Origin of the sequence: Paenibacillus germinis (assembly GCF_013141785.1) — a bacterium.
GTDB lineage: Bacteria > Bacillota > Bacilli > Paenibacillales > NBRC-103111 > Paenibacillus_E > Paenibacillus_E phytorum.
Genome location: NZ_WHOC01000124.1, coordinates 26,280 through 47,096 on the forward strand (window position 1 = coordinate 26,280; position 20,817 = coordinate 47,096).

Below are 20,817 nucleotides of genomic sequence, written 5' to 3' on the forward strand. Positions count from 1 at the left end.
AACAATCAAGTTGGAACGGAGCTTAACATTTATGGAACAGGCTGACCTACATTTGTTCCCGCTTGTATTTCCTCCGGCAGATTATCGGATGCACTCGGAACATGCCGCGGCTTATAGTTAATGACATCGGAGGAAGTAATGCTAACGTATACCCTGCCAGGTAAAGCCTGTGCCCTTATCAAGATAGGCTGATTATAGTTGTTTTTAAAAGTGAAGTCAGGACCTCCCCAATTCACAGTTGCATCCCTACCTGGCGGAACATAGGGAACAGATCTGCTGTGCGAATATCTTTCTACGATTTTGAGACCCGCGCGATCCACTGCGTTATACAGCGTAGAAGAAATTTGGCAAATGCCTCCGCCGATCCCTTCAGAGAATTCTCCCCTTACAATGATCTTTGCCGGCATATACCCCTTTCCTCGTGTCCGAACGCCAACAACACGGTTGAAGGAGAACGTTTCATTGGGTTGAACGACATAATTATTAATCGCTTGGGCTGCAAGCTTGATGTTCGTATAACGATATTTATTATTCGAGTTAAAATAGGTCACATAATAACCAATGGGACGCACACGAATATTCGCTAGCAACTCACTGTCTACTTTGGGATATACAGATAACTGGGGCACTTCAAATTGCATCGGACCCTCACGATAATAATGCTCATAAAATTGCTCAACAAAAGCTTGACGATTCAACCTCGAACCTGCAATCTCCTTCACAATTGTCCCCTCAGCATTAATGGTTGCATTGATCGGTTTACGATACATGTTCTTATCGAGTTCATTCGTAAGCTGATCTAATCGTCCAGTATCAATGATTGGCATATCCAGAAGATTGACTGTGTACAATTCACGCTGCACATTCGCTATGCTATGACCCATATTATCATTCGTTATTCGAAATGGCACTTCATTTTGCTGTGCAAGAAGCAGCAAACCCAGTATCCAACTATAACTCATGAACGCCATCACCCCCTCCTCTAGTGTAAACAATTGAAATGATTCCATACTATGTAATAAAGGACCAGCCCACATCCATGGATGTTGGCTGGTCCTTTATGGCTAGATGAAAGATTAGTGAGGATAAACCGCTTGGAACTCTTCGCCGCACGGCCCCCCATTTGGGTTGACCTCTAAATCAACGGTCGTTCCATTCTGACGATACAAAGGGCGATAATGATCGCTAATATGGGTTGCCGATTGGTTCGCATAATGACAAATGAACGCTCGGCGGAATCGGTCCTTCGTTTTATTTCGATAAGAGCCATGGATAAGATTCCCGTTAAAAAAGAGAACGTCGCCTCGCTGCATGATGACAGGAATCGCTTTTTCATCTTTCGGCGGCTTCACGTAGTGAGTCGTAAATGATTCTTTGTCATCCGCGATGTCTGGACAGGCAATTTCGAATGTATTCGTTTTGGGCACAACGAGTAAGCCACCGTTCTCATCATCTGCAGCATCTATGGCCGTCCAAGCTGCTATGCAATTACCAGGTTCGACCTGCAGATAGAAATTATCCTGATGAAGCGCTTGGCCGCGAGAGCCCGGCGGCTTGTAATAAAACATGCTTTGCGCAGCTAGCGCCTCTTCGTCATACAAATCTGCTAATACATCCATAACCGGCTGGTGCAGCATATATTTCTTTGCCGTCTCATTAAAGCGGTGCGGATGCATGACTCGCGGATATCTTTTTAACGGATCTGATCCATCCGCTTGTAAATCCGGTTCAAATAAGCCTGGTACCGTTTGATGACTAATCTCTTCAAAAGTATCATCGATTTCGGTCAAATTTTGCTCCGAAAACAATCCTTTTACAATTAAATAACCTTCCGATTCGAATTGCAGTTTTTGTTCATTTGAAAGCTTAAGCATCGTCCGTGACATGTTGGTCCCCTCCATGAGTAAGTTAGGATTGTGTTCCCTTATGACATAATCATATCGAAAGCCCCACAAACATTGAAGTAAGGATGATGCTAATTACTCATACAATCCTGCTATTTCCTGATATACTTGTAGTAAATTGCTGCAGATGACGAAAGGGACCACAGGGCCATGATATTCGATGATTTCACCTTTTTATCCGGACATTTTATAGAGCAAGATACGTATGTAACCAAGCGGCCCCAAGGACGAAGCGATTGGCTTCTTACTTTCACGCTCGAAGGTGAAGGTTACTTTATCAATTCAGGGAATGAACGAATCTGCAGGCCGGGGGACCTCACCCTGCTGAAGCCAGGAACACCGCAGCACTACGGTACGAAAAAAGACCATACCTGGCAGTTTGTCTGGGTACACTTTCCTTCGATCTTCACAGAAACCAATCTGCTGCCGGATGAAGAGCAGCTTATCCTTACCATCGAAAGTGAGTCGATTCGCGAACGCATCCACCGAGCTTTCACACGCATGCTGGAGGATTCCAGAGAGCGCGGTGAATATTGGTTCGAATTGTGCAGCAGCTCTTTGCGGGAAATCCTCCTAATCATGGCTCAGAAAACAAACACAAAAGTTGATGCACGAATCGAGGAGGTTCTCCACCTGTTGTCCCAACAGATGCGTCAACCTATTCGGATTGAGGATTTGGCTCAGACTGTCGGGCTCTCTCCTTCGAGACTGTCCCATCTTTTCAAAGCCAGTACAGGGTATTCCATTATCGATACGCTCAATCGGATGCGGATACAACAAGCCGTGCTAATGCTAGAACATACCGGACGGAGCGCTTCGGAAGTTTGTTATGATGTTGGTTTTCAAAACTATAATCACTTCACCAATCAATTCCGCAAATGGTATGGCATGAACCCAAGTACATTCATGAAAGAACGACGGTAAAATTTATTTGACAGTTGACTCTTGGCAGGATAAACTGCAAGCAAGATTAGAAAAAAGAGGAGGATTCCTATGACTTTTGAAAGTAATCTTGATAAATATGCGGAGCTAACCGTCCGCGTCGCTGTGAACATTCAATCCGGCCAATCACTTTGGATTAACGCACCCATTCATCATCCCGAGTTCGTTCGACTTATTGCCCGTAAAGCTTATCAAGCTGGAGCTAAACACGTACATATTGAATGGCAGGATGCAATCTGCACACAAATCAAATATACCTACGCGCCTGATGAAGCGTTTCATGAATATCCATCATGGAGAGCGCAAGCGCTCGATGAGCTAGCCGATAATAACGGCGCCTATTTATTGATCGATGCCGATGATCCTGAATTGCTGAAGGATATCGATCCATCTCGCATTTCCGCAAATTCCAAAGCCGCAGGCGCGAAATTAGTGAAATGGAGAGAAAGCATGTCCTCCTATCAGATGACATGGTCGATTATCGCGGCACCTTCTTCTGCTTGGGCGAAGAAAGTGTTTCCTCATTTGGAAGAGGAAGCCGCGATCAGCGCCCTATGGGACGCCATTTTCAAAGCGACACGCGTAGATCAAGAAAATCCAATCCAGACTTGGGTCGATCACAACGCGACACTTCGGAGCAAAAGAGAACAGCTTAACGAGAAGCAATTTCGTAAGATCCATTACCGTGCCCCAGGCACTGAACTATCTGTCGAGCTTCCTGCCAACCATATTTGGCGAGGCGGTTCCGCCACCAATGAGACGGGAGGCTTCGATTTCAACCCGAATATCCCGACAGAGGAAGTCTTTATTTCTCCTCATCGAATGGGTACTCATGGCACAGTGCGCAGCACGAAACCGTTGAGTTATCAAGGTAATTTGATCAACAATTTCTCCATCACCTTCGATAATGGACGTGTTGTTGACTACACGGCTGAACAAGGCTTCGAGTCTCTAAAAGCCATGATCGAAATGGATGAAGGAGCACATTATCTGGGTGAAATCGCACTTGTGCCGCACGAATCACCAATTTCGAACTCCAACCTAATCTTCTTTAATACCTTGTATGATGAGAACGCCTCAAATCACTTGGCACTCGGAAGAGCCTTTCCCACATGTATTGAGGGCGGAACTTCGATGTCCAAGGAGGAGCAAGAAAGCGCCGGCCTTAACAACAGTCTGATTCACGTGGACTTTATGATCGGCTCTGCCGAAATGGATATTGACGGCGAACATGCAGACGGCACGATTGAACCCATTTTCCGCAAGGGGAATTGGGCATTCTAGAAATTAATAAGGGTAGTACTGAGAGTCATGATAACCATGTCTCTAAGTGCTACCCTTTTTTCAGTTATTCTATAAGCAGGCGTAAATTGTTGTCCCCAATCAAGATGGATTCCATTTTTTCTTCCTTAGCGAATCTTACACTGGAAAGCAGTACATTCTCTTGCAGAACATGATCAAAACGCTCCAACGCTTCTTTCAACGTCGAATTGACATCGAGAACAAGATCGACTCGTTTATCAATAGGCAGCTCCAGCTTTTTACGATAATCCTGAATTGCACGTATGATTTCTCGTACAAGACCCTCCTGCTCCAATTCTTCCGTTATTGATGTGTTTAAAGCTACCGTGATCTGGTTACTGGAAGCAGAAGCAAACCCTTCTTTGGCTTGTTTTTCCACAAGCATCTCATCGAGTGTGATATGAAGTTCCTCTCCGTCGATCGTTACTTCAAGAAAACCACTATCGACCGCTTGCTTGGTATCTGAAGTAGACAATTGTTTAAAGTGGTTTTGCAGAGGGCCAACGAATTTGCCATACTTTTTCCCGGCCACCTTAAGATTCAGCTTCATTTTGAAGTCAACAAAGCCGCTGTCACTTTGTTCTACACGGATTCCTTTAATGTTTATTTCGTCTTTAATGATTTCCTCAAAACGACTTAGGTCGAAATTGCTATCGAGCGAAACGATCAACTCGGAGAGAGGCTGGCGTGTCTTGATACCTGTATCATTCCGAATATTTCGAGCCAACTCAACGATCTGCCGTGCGGTTTCCATGTCACTCTCGAGCGTTAAGTCGATGGCTGAATGAATCACACTTGGATAATCAGCCAGATGAACGCTGCCTTCTCCTCCGAGGTTACCGTAAATGTCCTCGGCAATGAGCGGCGCATACGGCGCTATCATCCGCGAGAGTGTCAGCAGCACTTCACGCAGTGTCTGATACGCTGAGACTTTATCAACGGTCATTTCACTGCCCCAGAAACGGTCGCGAGAGCGACGGATGTACCAGTTACTCAACTCGTCGACAAAACTTTCGATTTGCTTCGCTGGGTTTAAGAAGTCGTTAATCTCCAAGCCCTTACCTACATTTTGCAGTGTGCTGTTTAGTCTTGATAATATCCAGCGATCCAATTCGTTCGTATGCTTGTGAGCCGGATGATCCTCGTGCTTATATTGGTCAATCGTTGCATATAACGCATAAAAAGCGTGTGTGTTATTGATCGTATCGACCACTTTGGATTTCGCTTCGGCAACAATTTGCTTAGAGAAGCGCTTGCTGTTCCAAGGTGCGCTGTCTGACAGCAGGGCCCATCGAAACGCATCCGTACCAAATTCATCTATGATTTCCCATGGATCGATGCCGTTTCCTTTGCTTTTAGACATTTTTTGTCCGTTCTCATCCAATACATGTCCGGTAGAAAGAACGGCTTTGTAAGGCGATTTGCCGTTATACAACGTTGAAACAGCAAGTAGACTGAAGAACCAGCCCCTTGTTTGGTCAATCCCTTCGCAGATCATATCCGCGGGATACTGCTCATTGAACAACGTCTCATCCCCGAATGGATGATGATACTGCGCAAAAGGCATAGAACCGCTATCGAACCAGACGTCGATCACCTCAGGGGTTCTTTCCATGATGCCTCCACAAGAGCAGCGCAGTTTCACTTCATCGATGTAAGGCTTATGCAGCTCCAAGCTTTCGTCAATTGGCGTTATTGATTTTTCCCGCAAATCTTTGTGGCTTCCCGGTGCATATTCCGTTCCGCAATCCCCACATAACCAAACGTTCAGCGGGGTACCCCAATAACGATTACGGCTGATGTTCCAATCGACAAGCTCTTCAAGGAACTTACCGAAGCGCCCTTCGCGGATGTGGGAGGGATACCAGTCGACTTTACTGTTGTTCTCAATCAATTGCTCTTTAATTGCGGTCGTTTTGATAAACCAGCTCTCCATCGCATAATAGAGCAGCGGGGATTTACAGCGCCAGCAGAAAGGGTAACTATGCTCATAGCGCTCTTTGGAAAATAGCAGGCTGCGTTCAGACAAGTGTTTCACGATATCGACGTCACAATCTTTGACGAAGCGTCCAGCGAAGTCTGTGATCTGATCATTGTAACGTCCTGCCAAGTTCACTACATTCACAAAATCCAGTTCGTGTCGGCGAGCAGTTCGGTAATCATCTTCACCATGCGCAGGAGCAATATGGACGATACCCGTACCACTCGTATCCATGACATAGTCAGCATCTACGACGATATGTCCTTTGGTTGGGCTAATATAGCCGAAAGGAGGCTCGTAGGCGGTGCCGACGAATTCCAATCCTTTATGCACAGATAAAACTTCGTAGTCTTGTTTGAATACTTTTTCCGCGAGATTTTTCGCAACGATATAAACTTCGCCTTTTTGTTTCACTTTGACATAATCTATGTCTTTATTTACTGCCAACGCTACATTCGCAGGTAGAGTCCATGGGGTCGTCGTCCAAGCCAGAAAGATTTCGCTCGCGTTTTTACTCTTGAATTTCACAGTGGCACTTAAATCTTTCACGTCTTCATAGCCTTGCGCAACCTCGTGAGAACTGAGTGTTGTTTGGCAGTCGGGACAATAAGGGCTTACACGGTGCCCCTTGTATAATAGTCCTTTGTTATGGATATTGGATAAAATATGCCAAACACTCTCGATATAACCGTTATTGAGCGTAACATAGGGGTTATCCATATCCGTCCAGTAGGCGATAGCTTCCGTCAGTTCACGCCATTGCTTTTCATATTCAAATACGCTGCTTTTGCATTTCTCAACAAATTCGGCTACGCCGTATTTTTCAATCTCTTGTTTTCCCGAGATACCAAGCTGCTTCTGCACGCCAAGCTCGACGGGCAATCCATGCGTGTCCCAACCAGCTTTGCGGATGACTTGGTACCCAGACATGGTTTTATAGCGGCAGATAAAATCTTTCACAACACGACCAAGCACGTGTCCGATATGGGGTGATCCGTTTGCCGTCGGCGGTCCTTCGTAAAAGACGAAGTTCGCTTTACCTTTGCGGTTTTCAATCGACTTGCGGAACGTACCATTCAATCTCCATTGCTCTAAAATGCGCAGTTCGCGGATTCTCGCTTTTTCTTTCACATCAATTTTTCTCATGTGTAACTCACACTCCTCTAATAAAATGATTGGGGCTTATCGTGAAAATTTGTTGTAAAAAAACAAAAAAATCCCGTCCCGTAAGGGACGAGATTACATCTCGCGATACCACCCTAGTTCCATAACGATCATAAGGATATGATCATTATAGCTCTCGTTCTACGTACTATCATACGCGGCCCTTGTAACGGCGGGATCCCGGGTCAGCTTACTAAAATTCCTTCAGCTTTCCTTCTCAGAGGGGATTTTCGGCTAAGTCTTGAATGTTGGCTTTCAGCTCTAGGCCAACTCTCTGGAAATCAAGGGGATTAGCGTACTCGTTCTCGTCAATGAATTTACATGAATTAAAAACAATCAGTTAATTCATTTTCACATCAACTTCATTGAATGTCAAGTTCACTTTTGTTATGTAACATCCATTATAGCTAGTTTCAGATCCTTCACCGAGCGTAGTACCATTGTCATATACTGGAGCATGAAGATCACGAAATGATGCGTCCTAACAGGCGGCAGCAATTGCCACAAGAACCAAATTAAAATCTCCAATTATGAGCTAGGTTATGATAACCTAATTACAAACGAGCTTTATTCGAAGCGTTCACTCCAATGAAAGCGATTAAAGGATGCCTCTTAAAGATTCGCAACGAGTTTCTTGTATCAAAGTCCAGACCAGAGGAGCTGATCGTATGAGTACCAAACCGACTATTGCTGCGATTACTGTGCCATTTGATCTTGGAGCAGGTCGACGCGGAGCCAGCAAAGGACCGAAAGCCATTTTACAAGCAGGGTTAATTCGAGGTCTACAGCAAATGGATATTACAATCGATCATATCGCTGATATCCGTCTTCCGGATGATAAAGCGACTCCCTTGGCAGCTGAAGTTGATCAAACCAACCTTAAGTATTTGGCAGAGGTTCTCGAGGTAAATACACTTCTGGCTAAGCAAGTCTCTCAGGTCGTGGAACAAGGACGCTTTCCTCTCGTCATTGGCGGCGATCATAGTATAGCTATCGGGACTTTAGCTGGATTATCCGGCCATTATCAAAACTTGGGTGTCATTTGGATCGATGCTCATTCCGACCTAAACTCAGCCGATACAAGTCCATCCGGTAATATTCATGGGATGTCATTGGCCGTCAGTCTAGGGATGGGGCATCCCTTATTGACCAGCATTATGGGCAGTCATGATAAAGTGAAAGCGGAGAATATCGTCCTGATTGCAGCAAGATCTCTCGACGAGGGCGAGAAGAAACTCATTCGCTCATTGGGAATCAAATGCTATACCATGTATGATATAGATCGCAAAGGAATGGCTTCCATTATGCAAGATGCCATTGACTATATAAGCAGTAAAACAGACGGCGTGCATCTTAGTTTTGACGTCGATTCATTGGATCCGATTGAAGCACCTGGAACAGGCACGATTGTAAAAGGTGGACTTCATTACCGCGAAGCTCACTTAGCTGTTGAGATGCTGCATGAAGCAGGCATTGTGACATCAGCCGAATTCGTTGAGGTGAATCCTCTTCTCGACGACAATAACAAAACATCCCAATTAGCCGTTGGCTTAATTAGCTCCTTGTTGGGCAAGCAGATTCTATAGATTGAGACAAAAACCCGTTAGTCCCCGCTAACTGCGAGGATAACGGGTTATTTGCTTGTTACAGGTAGTAAATAAATGTAAGATATAGACATAATCTTGGGTGGGGTGGCATCACTCACTGCCAAATACATAGACCAAGTGTGGAGCCTACAATGAAAACCTTGAATCACTGGTACCTGCATCTCTTTCTGATCTTGCTCTCGCTTTCCACAATTGGGGTCTACTTTTTGTTCAAAAACCAAACCTATTATGAATTTCTACTTTGGAACTTATTCCTCGCTTGGATTCCGTATATCCTTGCTGTGATAGCCCATTTTATACACACTCGTAAATCTATGATCTTGAAAAAATTCATTTTAATCGTAGTCGGATTAGCTTGGTTATTATTCCTGCCAAACTCTCCGTATGTCATTACGGACTTCATTCATTTAACGATTTTGAAGGACTCTTATGTACAAAAAGGAGCGCTCTCCTTTACATATTGGTATGATTTTTTCATCATCTTCTTATTTGCATGGAACGGTCTATTGCTAGGATGCAGCTCCATGTACATCATTCAAAAGATATGGAAAGAGCGATTCAATCACTTTGTTTCATGGCTGATCATCGCATTGACCGCGCTTCTATCCGGGTATGGCATACTTTTGGGAAGAGAATATCGCTTAAACAGTTGGGATGCTTTACTCAATAACGGAATACTGGAAATCCTGCGAGAAACTCTGCATCAAGAGGCCTTCGTTTTCTGCTTATTAGTCGGATTTGTTATCATGACGGTTTACATAACCTTTTATGTACTCGTAAATGGCATAGGCAGCTCAAGAAATTCAAGTGCGTACACAAACGAAAAAACAAGGAGATGATTGTTATAACAACTATTAAAGGTGTGACGCCCATTTTTAGAATGTTCGACGAGAGGAAGGCAAAGGAATTCTACATCGATTACTTGGGTTTTTCGTTAGGTTGGGAGCATCGTTTTGAGAGTGAGATGCCGCTTTACATGGAGGTTAGTTTAGGCGAATGTAAATTGCACCTTTCTGAGCATTATGGGGATTGCAGCCCGGGTGCAGCGGTTCGAATAGAAATCGTGGATATAGAAGCTTTTCATTCTAATTTGAAAAATAAAAAATATACCTATTCTCGTCCTGGCTTAGAAATGAGCCCATGGCATACCAGAGAAGTTTGCGTCACAGATCCATTCGGAAATAAGCTTACCTTTTATGAATCGTTGAACGACCATGTGGATTAAGACGTCGCAAGCAGCAATCCAGAAAAATGATGCTAAAAACGCCCCCAACTCATCTACCGATGGGTCGGGGGCGTTCGTTTTATGAGCAGGCTTTAGCCAGCTGTCGTAGACTGCAAAGCTTCTTCACCCAGCAGCCCTAGTCGGCAGGTTGCAGCAATCTCTCGCCAGCGATGCCCGGCGTGGTCATCTGAATCGGATTGAGGATTTCTTCAATCTCCTCAGTTGTAAGCAGCCCACGCTCTAGGATCAGCTCTTTGAGCGTCATGCCAGTGCGCACAGCTTCTTTCACTAGTTGCGCGGCGACTTCGTAGCCGAGATGCGGGTTCAAGGCTGTGACGATGCCGAAGCTTTGCTCGACATAAGTCGCACAGCGCTCGCGGTCGGCTTCCAAGCCCTCAATCGCAAAGCGCTCGAACACGTCAGCCGCGTTCCGCAGTATTTTCAGCGATTGTAGAAGGTTGAACGCAAGTACGGGTCCCATTACGTTTAGTTCAAATTGACCGGCTTCGCAAGCCAAGCAGATGGTATGATCGTTGCCAATGACTTGGAACGCCACTTGATTCACGACCTCTGGCATAACAGGGTTTACTTTACCCGGCATAATGGAAGATCCTGGTTGTCTCGGTGGCAGTTTCAGCTCCCCTAAGCCTACGCGAGGACCTGAAGCCATTAATCGGATATCATTGCATATTTTCGAAAGGTTCACGGCGCATACTTTCAAGGAAGCGGAAAGCTCTGTGTAGGCATCCATGTTTTGGGTGCCGTCGACCAAATGCTCGGCTAGTTCAATGGGTATTCCCACTTGCCCTTTTAGATGAAACATAACCCGTTCCACATACTCAGGCTTTGCATTAAGCCCTGTTCCTACAGCAGTAGCCCCCATATTAACGGTCAAAAGTCCCTTAGAAGCATGGCGAATACGATTAATATCACGCTGGATGACACGTGCATAAGCGCCGAATTCTTGGCCCATACGAATAGGAACTGCATCCTGAAGATGCGTTCGCCCCATTTTAATGACATCATCAAATTCCGTTTCCTTACGTGCAAAAGCACTCTGGAGTGAAATCATAGTTTCAATCAATTGCTCAGATAAACGGTACGCGGCAATTTTGATGGCGGTAGGGATAACGTCGTTTGTGGATTGCGACATGTTGACATGATTGTTCGGATTACAATGGAAATAATTGCCCTTTTCCTCGCCAAGCAGCTCCAAAGTCCGGTTAGCAAGCACTTCGTTCATGTTCATATTGATGGAGGTTCCCGCTCCGCCTTGAATAGAATCAACAATAAATTCCTCAAGTAACTGACCTTGTCTAACTTCTTCAGCTGCTTTGACTAATTGTTCACCGATTTTTTTTGGCAGCATATGTGTTTCCATATTCGCAATTGCAGCTGCCCTTTTTACTTCTGCCAAAGCTGTAATGAGCTCTGCGTGAATTTTAACTCCCGTAATTGGGAAATTCTCTAATGCACGCATCGTTTGAATGCCATAATAAGCTTGGGATGGAACTTGTTTTTCACCTATAAAGTCTTTTTCAATGCGATGAGTCATCGTAGACACCATTCCTTTTTTCTACAAAGTATATTGCTCGAAGTTGCTAAGTAGGTGTTCCGAAAATCCTTCTAACTCTCTGCCGCTAGACCAATTGAACGCAATGCATGGCATTCATAAGCGCTCATCTGAAGAATTCGCGACCGCTTTCGAGAATCCTGCAATATCTGACACGTTCTGTAATAAATTTTTGACCACTGATCAATTCTCCCGCTTCTAATAATATTTCCTATTTCGACAATTCAAGTCTTCTCATATTTGCAACATTATAAATGGATTTGCACATAATGATTGAACTTGGCCAATTTCGTGAAGACTTGTATCACTGTCTAAAGCTATGTATTTATATATGCTAGGAGAAGCACAAACGCATAGGGGATTTACCTCATAGGATTTATATTTGCAACGTTCATGAGTTGACGAATACAATGGATTAAACAAGCTCGCTATGTGAGACAATTAGAAAGATACAGGGAATGCCGGCGAGTTTGGCTTACAAGCTGCACGTCAGGGAGGAATTGTTATGGATACGATAAGTTCGATGATTATTGAAAAAACGGAAAAATACGGGGCACGCAATTACCATCCGCTGCCTATCGTGATATCGAAAGCGGAAGGCGTTTGGGTCGAGGATCCAGAAGGAAACCGTTACATGGATATGCTTAGCGCTTACTCCGCCTTAAATCAAGGACATCGTCATCCTCACATTCTGAGAGCGCTTCATGAGCAAGCCGAGAAGGTAACTCTGACATCTAGAGCTTTCCATAGTGAGACGTTAGGTTCGTTTTATGAAAAATTAGCGAATTACACAGGTAAGCCGATGATTTTACCGATGAATACAGGTGCCGAAGCGGTCGAAACCGCAGTAAAGGCTATTCGCCGTTGGGGCTACGAAGTGAAAGGAATCCCTGCCGATCAAGCCGAAATTATTGTCTGTGAAGGGAATTTCCACGGACGGACAGTGACGATCACTTCCTTCTCCTCGTCGCCGGAATATCAACGCGGCTTCGGGCCTTTTACGCCGGGGTTCCGCATTATTCCCTACGGGGATGCGGCGGCGCTGCGTGAGGCCATCGGCCCGAACACGGCGGGTTTCCTGTTCGAGCCTATTCAAGGTGAGGCCGGTATTGTGATTCCGCAGGCTGGTTACCTGCGGGAATGTTATGAGCTATGCCAGGCGAATAACGTGTTGTTCGTCGCGGACGAAATCCAAACAGGATTTGGCCGTACGGGTCGCCGCTTCGCATGCGACTGGGAAGGCGTAACGCCGAACCTGTACATCATGGGCAAAGCCCTCGGCGGCGGTGTGTTCCCGATCTCGGCGGTCGCCGGTGATCGAGAGGTTCTTGATGTTTTCGAGCCGGGCTCCCACGGCTCGACGTTCGGGGGTAATCCGCTCGGCTGCGCCGTCGCGATCGCGGCGCTGGAGGTCACCCTGAACGAGCGGCTCGCAGAGCGCTCGGATGAGCTTGGCTCTTATTTCCTGAAGCGACTTCAGGAAATTCAATCTCCACAGATTACGGAGATTCGCGGCCGCGGGCTGTTCATCGGTATTGACCTTAAGGTTTCAGCTCGTCCGTTCTGTGAAGAGCTGAAAGCCAAGGGTCTACTGTGCAAGGAGACACACGAGCACATTATTCGCTTGGCTCCGCCTCTTACGATTACGAAGGAAGAGCTCGATTGGGCTTGGCAGCAAGTAAATGACGTGCTGAATGAAGCCTAGTTCATCAAGCATAATAAGCCCTCTAGCTTTTGTTGAAGCTAGAGGGCTTTGCTTTAAATTTGCTTTAAGATTGTTTTTCATCGTTATAGAGCCACTTTTACGAACTGCTGCCAATTTAGCGATGAAAAACAACGTTACAGCACCCCGACTATTCTATTCTTTCACAAAAACAAGTGTCCCGAATCGATGCGGCATATGGAAATCGACTTTACCGGTGGGTGACCAAGCCCAATAATGCCGATTACCTTCTAGATCATCATCAATTCTATATAAATTCCAACGCCACTCAGCGCCATGCTGAGGTGTCCAGTTTTCGCCATTCTCCTGCATCAGCTCTTGCTCTTGCCCCCGCTCCCAATCCAAATCAGCAAAAGGAATTCGCAGATCGTAAGTCCTCCACCCATCGGACCCATCCAAAACTTGCGTATGCATTCCCTTCGCATCCCATGCAACATCTATCTCTTTATCCCCACCGTTATAATGGATCAAAGCATCGAATACGACATTGCGCGGACTCACTTCGAACTCGTAATAAACCGCTCCGGTACCGCTTTTATCAATAAATACCTCAACCACATCTTCCAAATAAATAGGATCATCTCGCCGCTCCATCGTTGCCACGACGTGATCATCCTCACATTCGAATCGTATATGCAGTGCATCCGCTGTCCAACACGCGCGAAAGCGAGTCTTGAGCCGCGGCTTCTCTCCCGTTACAACTTCCCTTAAATAAGGGGCCTCAACCTCCATATCTTCCCATTTCCATATTCCGTTCTCTGCATCTATATAGCGACATTCATATCTCATCCGTTCCGACATCCTCGCTTCCTATTAACTCTTATATACAATATTAATATCTTATTACATTGAGTCCTCTAGGTAAAATCAAGATTACTCACAATGACTCAAATTCTATAAGGTTTTTCACCCTTTAGATAACTTATCATGAATCATAGTAAATCGCTATGCGGTATCGATTTTCGCAATCTTTCCGCACACCGACTCATTGTACCATCCCCATTGCAGCCGTTTGAGCTGAAAGAGCTCGGCCCGGCTTAGGACTAGGCAGCTTGTCCCAACCGTCCATACTTTTCCATTTACGGACAATTGCAGCACTGACACCTAACTTGTCCGCAATCTGAACAGGCTTCATCTGCCGGCCGCTCTTGAGCCAGAGCTTTAACGCCTTTTCTCTGTCTGGACTGCGTTTCCGTGACATTCAAATCACCCACCCCCAAGTATGTATTTTTTATGCAAGGAGATATGTATAGAATTCAATATTTTATACAGAAGTACTTTCCTTTAACGGTGCGGAGAATCCCTCGACCATGCATGTTTTTCGGTAAATACAGAATAGGCCTTTATGCATCATTTATGCAAAACACCGAGAAGGCGCATGGTTATGGGGTTTTCTTTTTTCATGCTGATCATCAAATTTGCATTTGCAAACAGTAATTTTGGACATTTATGCAACTATTATTCAATCAGGGGAATCATTTTAACGGTTATATACACTAACGAAATGTGCATGTGCCTTATATACCTGTCCAATCAAAGGATAGATACTGACATAGTATAAGGTGTAGTTAAATCCATTTAAAAGGAGTTGCATTTATATGGGATATGCAGTAGAAGGACATGGACATCGTCGTAATAATATGGCCGAAGTTTTAGTTCTCTTTATCCTTTTGGTTATCATTACAATGTCTTTTGCATGGTAATAATGTTGTTTTAATAAAAGAGTGCCTTAGCATTTATTTCCTAGCTAAGGCGCTCTTTTATTATTTGAGTTTGAATTCCTATTTTTCTTCTTGACGGCTTTTTTTGCAGATTGCTTTCAAATTTCTTTGAGCTGAAAATAAGCTGAAATCTACTAATAACTGTAAATGTTTATTGGATTTTTTCCGTTTTATGAAAATGAGTGCATCATTAATGGTCGTTGTATTTAGCTCAGTCGTAGTATAACCTTGTCCATTGCACCTTGTGTAAGCCCTAAATAACGCAATGTAGTCGTTTGTTTCCCATGGTTGAACATATCCATTTGGAACGCTAAATTAGCCGGATTCTGGACATACAATCGGTATCCCCAAGTCTTCCTCATCGTGTGACATCCAATTTCACTGAAGTCTAATGGCTGAAGCTGGCGATGATCTCGACACCATACAGGAGCAGCTCGGTCACCAGAAGGGCAGCGACGTCACTCGTTCCATTTACCTACATATAACAAAAGCGCGCGAGAAACGCGACGTGGATCGTCTGGACGCATTGCTTGATGCGACTGAATGAAAACAAACGGTAAAACCCTATCAACCGTAATGGTTTGGTGGGGTTTTACCGTTTGTGGGTAAAGTGTGGGTAAGATTAATTGAAATACACAAAAGTCATATTCTATAAGGAGCATTAACTCTTGTATACAATATTAATATCATATTCGTTATCTAGAAAGCTAGAAATTTGATCCCGAGATTCCGACTTTACGTCCTTTAACCAAGAAGCGTCCAACTTCTCGATGACTTCCTTTCTTAAATCCTCGTATTTCGTCTTCGCTTTTTCTATCCTAGTCACGCGATTTCTTGTAAATAGGAACAATGATATACAAGCCAGAAGAGAGCCCGACAGGAACTTGTTTGAAATAAGCAAATCGAGGATGGACAGTGCATTCCCGCCAGAAGTCAATAATACCTTTTGATAGAAAACGTATATGAAATAGAGAATCAAACACGCAGTCAATATAGAGAATAAAGGTTGAGTCTCCTTGAGCTTGTCCCATTCCTGTTTCCTATCCCGAAGTTTGTAAAGTATCTTGATCGCATCGTCACTTAGATTAAGTTCAGGCCATTGCATAACGCACTCCCCCTCTCTAGCATCTTATGCTTGGACACTGCTATTCTTTCCAAAAAAAAAAGACCAAGAGCATCTCTCTTCACGCAAGGCGAAGATGCTATTGATCTTTTGAATTTTACTAGAATCGTTTTTTCCCAACTAAAAACTTTTTATTTCCTTTTTTAGCTGTTACAGGCACATGCTTGTAGCTGCGCACCATCGGATTTTTGCATAATGGACAAGTTGGTAAAGCTTCCGTAACGAATTCTTTGCGAACCCATGCTTTACAATCTGTCTCTTTACATTTCCAAATTTCTATCTGTTCGACTTCTGGCTTTTGATCTTCGGTCACGGTACTCGTTGGTGTAGACATTCAGTTATGTGCTCCCTGCTTCGTAGATTAGACTACTTATTATTATACAGATCAGATCGAATATCAAGTCTTTCCCGTGTTCAAAATTATTTACCAGTGGTAGAATGGATAAGGCGGTTACAATTTAGACACAGAATACAAAGGCAGGAATAATTTATGACAAATTTACTAAGTGAATGGAAGTCACAATTTCATGGCTACAGCCGAAATATTATGCTCTTCTTTTGGTTTAATTTTGTATGGAACTTAGGTTTAGGTATGTTTGGTCTCGTCTATAACCTTTATGTCAGAAGTCTCGGCTATGACCAAACAACTGTTGGCAGCATGGTTGGTATGGCATCTCTTGCAGCGGCCATTATTCTCATTCCCGCGGGTTTAATGAATGATCGCTTCGGACCTAAGCGCGTCATTACAATTGGTCTCATTTTTACCATCGTAACATTGACGGCTCGCTCTCTTATTGAAGTCAAAGAGGGTATGCTCATCTCGTCATTCTTGGGCGGTATGGCTCTTGCTGTTGTTTCTGCAACCATTCTACCGTTTATGGCCAACAACTCTACTCCACAGCAGCGTGTTCACCTGTTCAGCTTTAACATGGCTCTTGTCATGCTAGCGAATGTAGTCGGTATTGCACTTGGCGGCGTTCTTTGTGATCTTTTTCAATTCATTATCGGTTTAGACGAAATTCGAAGCTTGAGATTTACCTTATTAACTGGAGTTGGTATCGCAGCACTTGGTTTTATACCTATGGCTTTTTTTGAAAAGAGTGAGCAAGAAATTCATCAACGTGGCGAATCACTAAAGTGGAAGCAAGTGTGGAGCGTACATAAACCATCCTTACAGGTTATTGGCATTTTTTGTTTATTAGGCCTGTTGTCATCCATGGGTGGGGGAATGATTGTCCCCTATTTAAATGTGTATTTTGAAGATCGCTTTGAAGCTTCGAAATCCGCAATAGGCATCGTTGTAGCTTTAGGTCAAGCCGCAACAGCGATTGCTTTTCTCATTGGACCCATGATTGTAAAGAGATTCGGAGAAGTTAAATCTGTCGTATACCTGCAGTTATGTTCCATTCCATTTCTCCTCCTAACCGCTTTTTCTGCTAACTTTTACTTATCATCGGGTGGGTACTTGTTCCGGCAAGCCTTAATGAACGCCGCTAATCCTTTTTATAATTCGATCAAAATGAGTTACGTCAACCGATCGCTTCGGGGATTAGCGTCCAGTTCAGGGGAAGCCGTTTTTCATCTAGGTTGGTTCCTTGCTTCACCAGTAAGTACGGGCCTTGTTTTCCGCTATGGCTCTTACTACGGCTACGCGTATGCTTTCTGCATCACAGCTGTAGTCTATACAGTAATCTCCTATTTATTCTACTTCTTTTTCGGGAAAAATCGGTTTAAACCCGTTGAGGAATCTGCATGAAAAATTGATTCTTTCTATCGTTGACTTGAACGATGGAAAGGAAATACAATACATGAGAGCGTATTCATTCCGAGCCTAGTGCTCATCATCGATGATCGATTGTGAGGGGATTTGCTTATGCGGAATAAAATCTTCTTTAATGGACAAAGTATCGTCTTAACGTGGATGATCTCCTATATCGTCATTCTACTTTTACCCGTGGCAATCGGCTTATTATTGTATGTGGAATCCAGTAAAACACTGAAGGAAGAAATTCAGCAAGCCAATGATTCCCTATTAAAACAAGTAAGGGAAATTATGGACAATCAGTTTAAAACCATGGAACAACTGAACTTCGAGATTACGTGGAATGTAAGCGTCCAGGAGCTGCTCTATTCGAATAAGTATGAAGCTTTTCCCAAAGAATATAGATATGATGCTTATCAAATCGCACGCATTCTTTCTATGTACAAAACCTCCTACCCGCTGATCGACTCTTTCTATATTTATTTAAATAAAGATCAATCTGCAATTCTTCCTACCACCGTTAGAACAAATAGCTTTGCCTATGAAACTTTACATATGAGCGATGCTTTTTCATTCTCTTCCTGGCAAGCTATTGTAACAAGAAGCAATTTCAAAGGCTTTATTCCCATGTACCGGATTGGTGACGATAATAAACTGCAAAAAACGGTAGCCTACATCAGCACATACCCCGAAGAGCATAATAAACCACTTGCTACCAATGTCATTATGGTCGATCAGTCACGTATAATTGGCGCCATTCAAAATATGGAAATTTTCAACAAAGGTCACGTACTTATCCTAAATAATGAAAATCAAATTCTAGCTTCCAACTCCGCAGATTCACTTCCTGCCGATTTTCCTTTTGATAAATTAGAGAGCTCGTCTAACTTCTATTACACCGATTCTAATGCCGAGAAATATGAAGTTTTCAACATCCAGTCACCTCTTTCCAAACTAAAATATGTGTCTATGATGCCCAGCACCGTATATTGGAAAAAAGCCGCTCACATCCGTAACCTGACTTATACGAGCATGGCGATCAGTTTGCTTGGTGGGGGTATACTAACCTACGTATTTCTAAGAAGAAATTACAATCCAGTACGTCGCTTAGTTCATGCATTTTCCAAAAAACAGACCTTACAATCTAGTAAACGATACAATGAATTTCATTTCCTACAAGAAGCCGTGGACAGTACGTTGATCGAAATTGCCAATTTCAAGAGTAAAATGGAGCAGCAGCGGCACATTGTCCGCTCCCACTTTATCGAAAAGCTGCTGAAAGGAAAATTAGACAGCCAGATTCCTATCGATGAGGCCTTAACCACCTTTGAAATGAAGCTAGATCGGCAGGATTTTGCCGTCATGCTTTTTGTTGTCGATAAGAGTGAACCCTTCTTTGAACGAATTAACCATACGCCTGAAGAGGATAAATGGAAGCTTCTTCAATTTATTATTATGAATGTCGTGGAGGATCTGATATCGGAGAGGCACCGCGGTTATGCAGCCGAGATTGATGATACCCTCGCCTGTTTAGTCAATTTAACTATGGAAGATGGAAATAGCTCCAAGTTGGAGTTACTTAGAATCGCAGACAAAGCGCAAACTTTCCTCTCTTCCACCTACGACATAAACTTAACAATTTCAATAAGCAGTATCCATGAACACCTCGCTAATGTACCTCAAGCTTTCTTAGAAGCTCTAGATTCCATGGCCTTTAAGCTTGTTATGGGTGGGCCAGAGATTCTATCGTATGACGATTTGCAAACAAGTACCATTTGCGAGTCTAATACCGGCTATTATTATCCGGCGCAGATTGAGCAGCAATTCATGTACGCCGTGAAGCTGGGTGAACTTGAAGAAGCGCAGATGATTCTTACTGACATTATGAATAAAAACTTTGATAATCCTGGGATTTCGGTCTCCTTAACGAAGTGTCTCATGCTCAACCTGGTAACCACCATGATGAAAAGCATTAGCGAAACCGGAGATATCCAGGAAAGCTTCTTTATACGCAACCCAAAGCTTCTCGACCGCCTTTTATGCAGTAAAACCGTTCATGACATGCAGCTCCAGCTCAGTGATATGCTCGAACAAGTGTGTGCCTACACATCCGCCAAACGGCAGCATACGATTTCACTTACACGACAGAAAGCACTGGAGCAATTGGTAAATGAAGTGACGGACTACATCGAACATAACTACACAGATGCTAATCTGAATGTCACGATGATTGGCAGCCATTTTAACCGTAAAGCCACCTACCTCTCGAAGCTATTCAAGGATTATGTGGGAGAGGGGCTGCTTGATCGCATTAATAAGGTCAGAATCGAGAAATCCAAACAGCTGCTGGGGCGGCAAGAACAGTCGGTCGGCGATGCGGCTTACGGCGTGGGCTTCAATGATATTAATGCTTTTATTCGGGTTTTCAAAAAGGTAGAGGGTATCACACCGGGGAAGTATAAAGAACTGATTGAAAAATAAATGATGTGATTCAAAAATGCACACTTTTGATTGGGGTAGCCGTGGGGCTGCCCCTTCTTTAATGAAAGTTGTACATCATACAACAATTTCGCTGGTTTGTTCTTGCGGATAGACATACTTCCAAGATTCGATTTTAGCATTGTTCAGCAGCACCCTGTTGGTAGATGGCTATAGTGGCTACCCATGTTGTATTTTCTACAACAATTCAAGCGCCCAAAAGCTGTTTTGCTAGTTGAAGTTGCAGTTTGTACAACATTTTGAACCCATTTGTTGCGAAATGGCCTATTTGGGGGCACAATTGTTGTACAT

General features: G+C 43.9%; 17 protein-coding genes and 1 other annotated feature. Of the genes, 8 read left to right on the forward strand and 9 right to left on the reverse strand.

Features of this window, described 5'->3' with window-relative positions; all coding sequences use genetic code 11:
- Window positions 1–29 precede the first annotated feature (29 nt).
- Window positions 30–962, reverse strand: a complete 933-nt coding sequence (locus GC102_RS23275) for a VanW family protein (protein ID WP_171691625.1) — start codon at window positions 960–962, stop codon at window positions 30–32.
- Window positions 963–1,076: 114 nt separating this feature from the next.
- Window positions 1,077–1,886, reverse strand: a complete 810-nt coding sequence (locus tag GC102_RS23280; protein ID WP_171641553.1) for a phytanoyl-CoA dioxygenase family protein — start codon at window positions 1,884–1,886, stop codon at window positions 1,077–1,079.
- A 168-nt stretch (window positions 1,887–2,054) separates the two neighbouring features.
- Between GC102_RS23280 and GC102_RS23285 the strand changes: the two genes are divergently transcribed.
- Together GC102_RS23285 and GC102_RS23290 are read left to right on the forward strand one after the other, a co-directional pair.
- Complete coding sequence (locus GC102_RS23285; RefSeq protein ID WP_171641556.1) at window positions 2,055–2,828, forward strand: helix-turn-helix domain-containing protein; 774 nt, start codon at window positions 2,055–2,057, stop codon at window positions 2,826–2,828.
- 69 nt (window positions 2,829–2,897) lie between these two features.
- A complete protein-coding gene (locus tag GC102_RS23290; protein WP_171641558.1) occupies window positions 2,898–4,130 on the forward strand; it encodes an aminopeptidase in 1,233 nt (410 codons plus the stop codon).
- 64 nt (window positions 4,131–4,194) lie between these two features.
- On the opposite strand, the gene ileS is transcribed toward GC102_RS23290, so the two are convergent.
- Window positions 4,195–7,275: an isoleucine--tRNA ligase gene (gene ileS, locus GC102_RS23295; RefSeq protein WP_171641560.1), complete on the reverse strand. Its 3,081-nt coding sequence runs from the start codon at window positions 7,273–7,275 to the stop codon at window positions 4,195–4,197.
- 80 nt (window positions 7,276–7,355) lie between these two features.
- Window positions 7,356–7,614, reverse strand: a binding site (T-box leader).
- A 347-nt stretch (window positions 7,615–7,961) separates the two neighbouring features.
- On the opposite strand from ileS, the gene rocF reads away from it, so the two are divergent.
- The 3 genes from rocF (at window position 7,962) to GC102_RS23310 (ending at window position 10,125) form a co-directional block, all read left to right on the forward strand.
- The gene (gene rocF, locus GC102_RS23300) at window positions 7,962–8,879 is read left to right on the forward strand and encodes an arginase (RefSeq protein ID WP_171641562.1); all 918 of its coding nucleotides are present in this window, start codon (window positions 7,962–7,964) and stop codon (window positions 8,877–8,879) included.
- A 152-nt stretch (window positions 8,880–9,031) separates the two neighbouring features.
- Entirely contained in the window at window positions 9,032–9,739 is a 708-nt protein-coding gene (locus tag GC102_RS23305) for a DUF1361 domain-containing protein (RefSeq protein ID WP_171641564.1), read from the forward strand.
- Entirely contained in the window at window positions 9,736–10,125 is a 390-nt protein-coding gene (locus GC102_RS23310) for a glyoxalase superfamily protein (RefSeq protein WP_171641566.1), read from the forward strand. The genes GC102_RS23305 and GC102_RS23310 overlap by 4 nt, the downstream gene beginning before the upstream one ends.
- Window positions 10,126–10,261: 136 nt before the next feature.
- Here GC102_RS23310 and GC102_RS23315 read toward each other — a convergent pair whose 3' ends face one another.
- Window positions 10,262–11,680 carry an aspartate ammonia-lyase gene (locus tag GC102_RS23315; RefSeq protein ID WP_246321078.1) on the reverse strand — a complete coding sequence of 473 codons (1,419 nt, stop codon included), beginning with the start codon at window positions 11,678–11,680 and terminating at the stop codon, window positions 10,262–10,264.
- Between the two features lie 523 nt (window positions 11,681–12,203).
- Here GC102_RS23315 and GC102_RS23320 point away from each other — a divergent pair.
- Window positions 12,204–13,403: an ornithine--oxo-acid transaminase gene (locus tag GC102_RS23320; protein ID WP_171641570.1), complete on the forward strand. Its 1,200-nt coding sequence runs from the start codon at window positions 12,204–12,206 to the stop codon at window positions 13,401–13,403.
- A gap of 153 nt (window positions 13,404–13,556) precedes the next feature.
- On the opposite strand, the gene GC102_RS23325 is transcribed toward GC102_RS23320, so the two are convergent.
- The 5 genes from GC102_RS23325 to GC102_RS23345 all read right to left on the reverse strand — a co-directional run bounded on the left by GC102_RS23325 (window position 13,557) and on the right by GC102_RS23345 (window position 16,599).
- Window positions 13,557–14,210: a carbohydrate-binding family 9-like protein gene (locus GC102_RS23325; RefSeq protein ID WP_171641572.1), complete on the reverse strand. Its 654-nt coding sequence runs from the start codon at window positions 14,208–14,210 to the stop codon at window positions 13,557–13,559.
- A gap of 196 nt (window positions 14,211–14,406) precedes the next feature.
- Window positions 14,407–14,622: a phage terminase small subunit-related protein gene (locus tag GC102_RS23330; protein WP_171641574.1), complete on the reverse strand. Its 216-nt coding sequence runs from the start codon at window positions 14,620–14,622 to the stop codon at window positions 14,407–14,409.
- A 726-nt stretch (window positions 14,623–15,348) separates the two neighbouring features.
- On the reverse strand, window positions 15,349–15,504 hold the full coding sequence (locus GC102_RS23335) for a site-specific integrase (protein WP_171641576.1): 156 nt from the start codon (window positions 15,502–15,504) through the stop codon (window positions 15,349–15,351).
- Between the two features lie 299 nt (window positions 15,505–15,803).
- Window positions 15,804–16,247, reverse strand: coding sequence for a DUF2663 family protein (locus GC102_RS23340; RefSeq protein ID WP_171641580.1), 444 nt, complete (start codon window positions 16,245–16,247; stop codon window positions 15,804–15,806).
- Window positions 16,248–16,365: 118 nt separating this feature from the next.
- Entirely contained in the window at window positions 16,366–16,599 is a 234-nt protein-coding gene (locus GC102_RS23345) for a cold-inducible protein YdjO-related protein (RefSeq protein ID WP_052229221.1), read from the reverse strand.
- Window positions 16,600–16,755: 156 nt separating this feature from the next.
- Between GC102_RS23345 and GC102_RS23350 the strand changes: the two genes are divergently transcribed.
- Window positions 16,756–18,021 carry an MFS transporter gene (locus GC102_RS23350; RefSeq protein WP_171641581.1) on the forward strand — a complete coding sequence of 422 codons (1,266 nt, stop codon included), beginning with the start codon at window positions 16,756–16,758 and terminating at the stop codon, window positions 18,019–18,021.
- Window positions 18,022–18,138: 117 nt separating this feature from the next.
- The gene (locus GC102_RS23355; RefSeq protein ID WP_171691626.1) at window positions 18,139–20,508 is read left to right on the forward strand and encodes a helix-turn-helix domain-containing protein; all 2,370 of its coding nucleotides are present in this window, start codon (window positions 18,139–18,141) and stop codon (window positions 20,506–20,508) included.
- Window positions 20,509–20,817 lie beyond the last annotated feature (309 nt).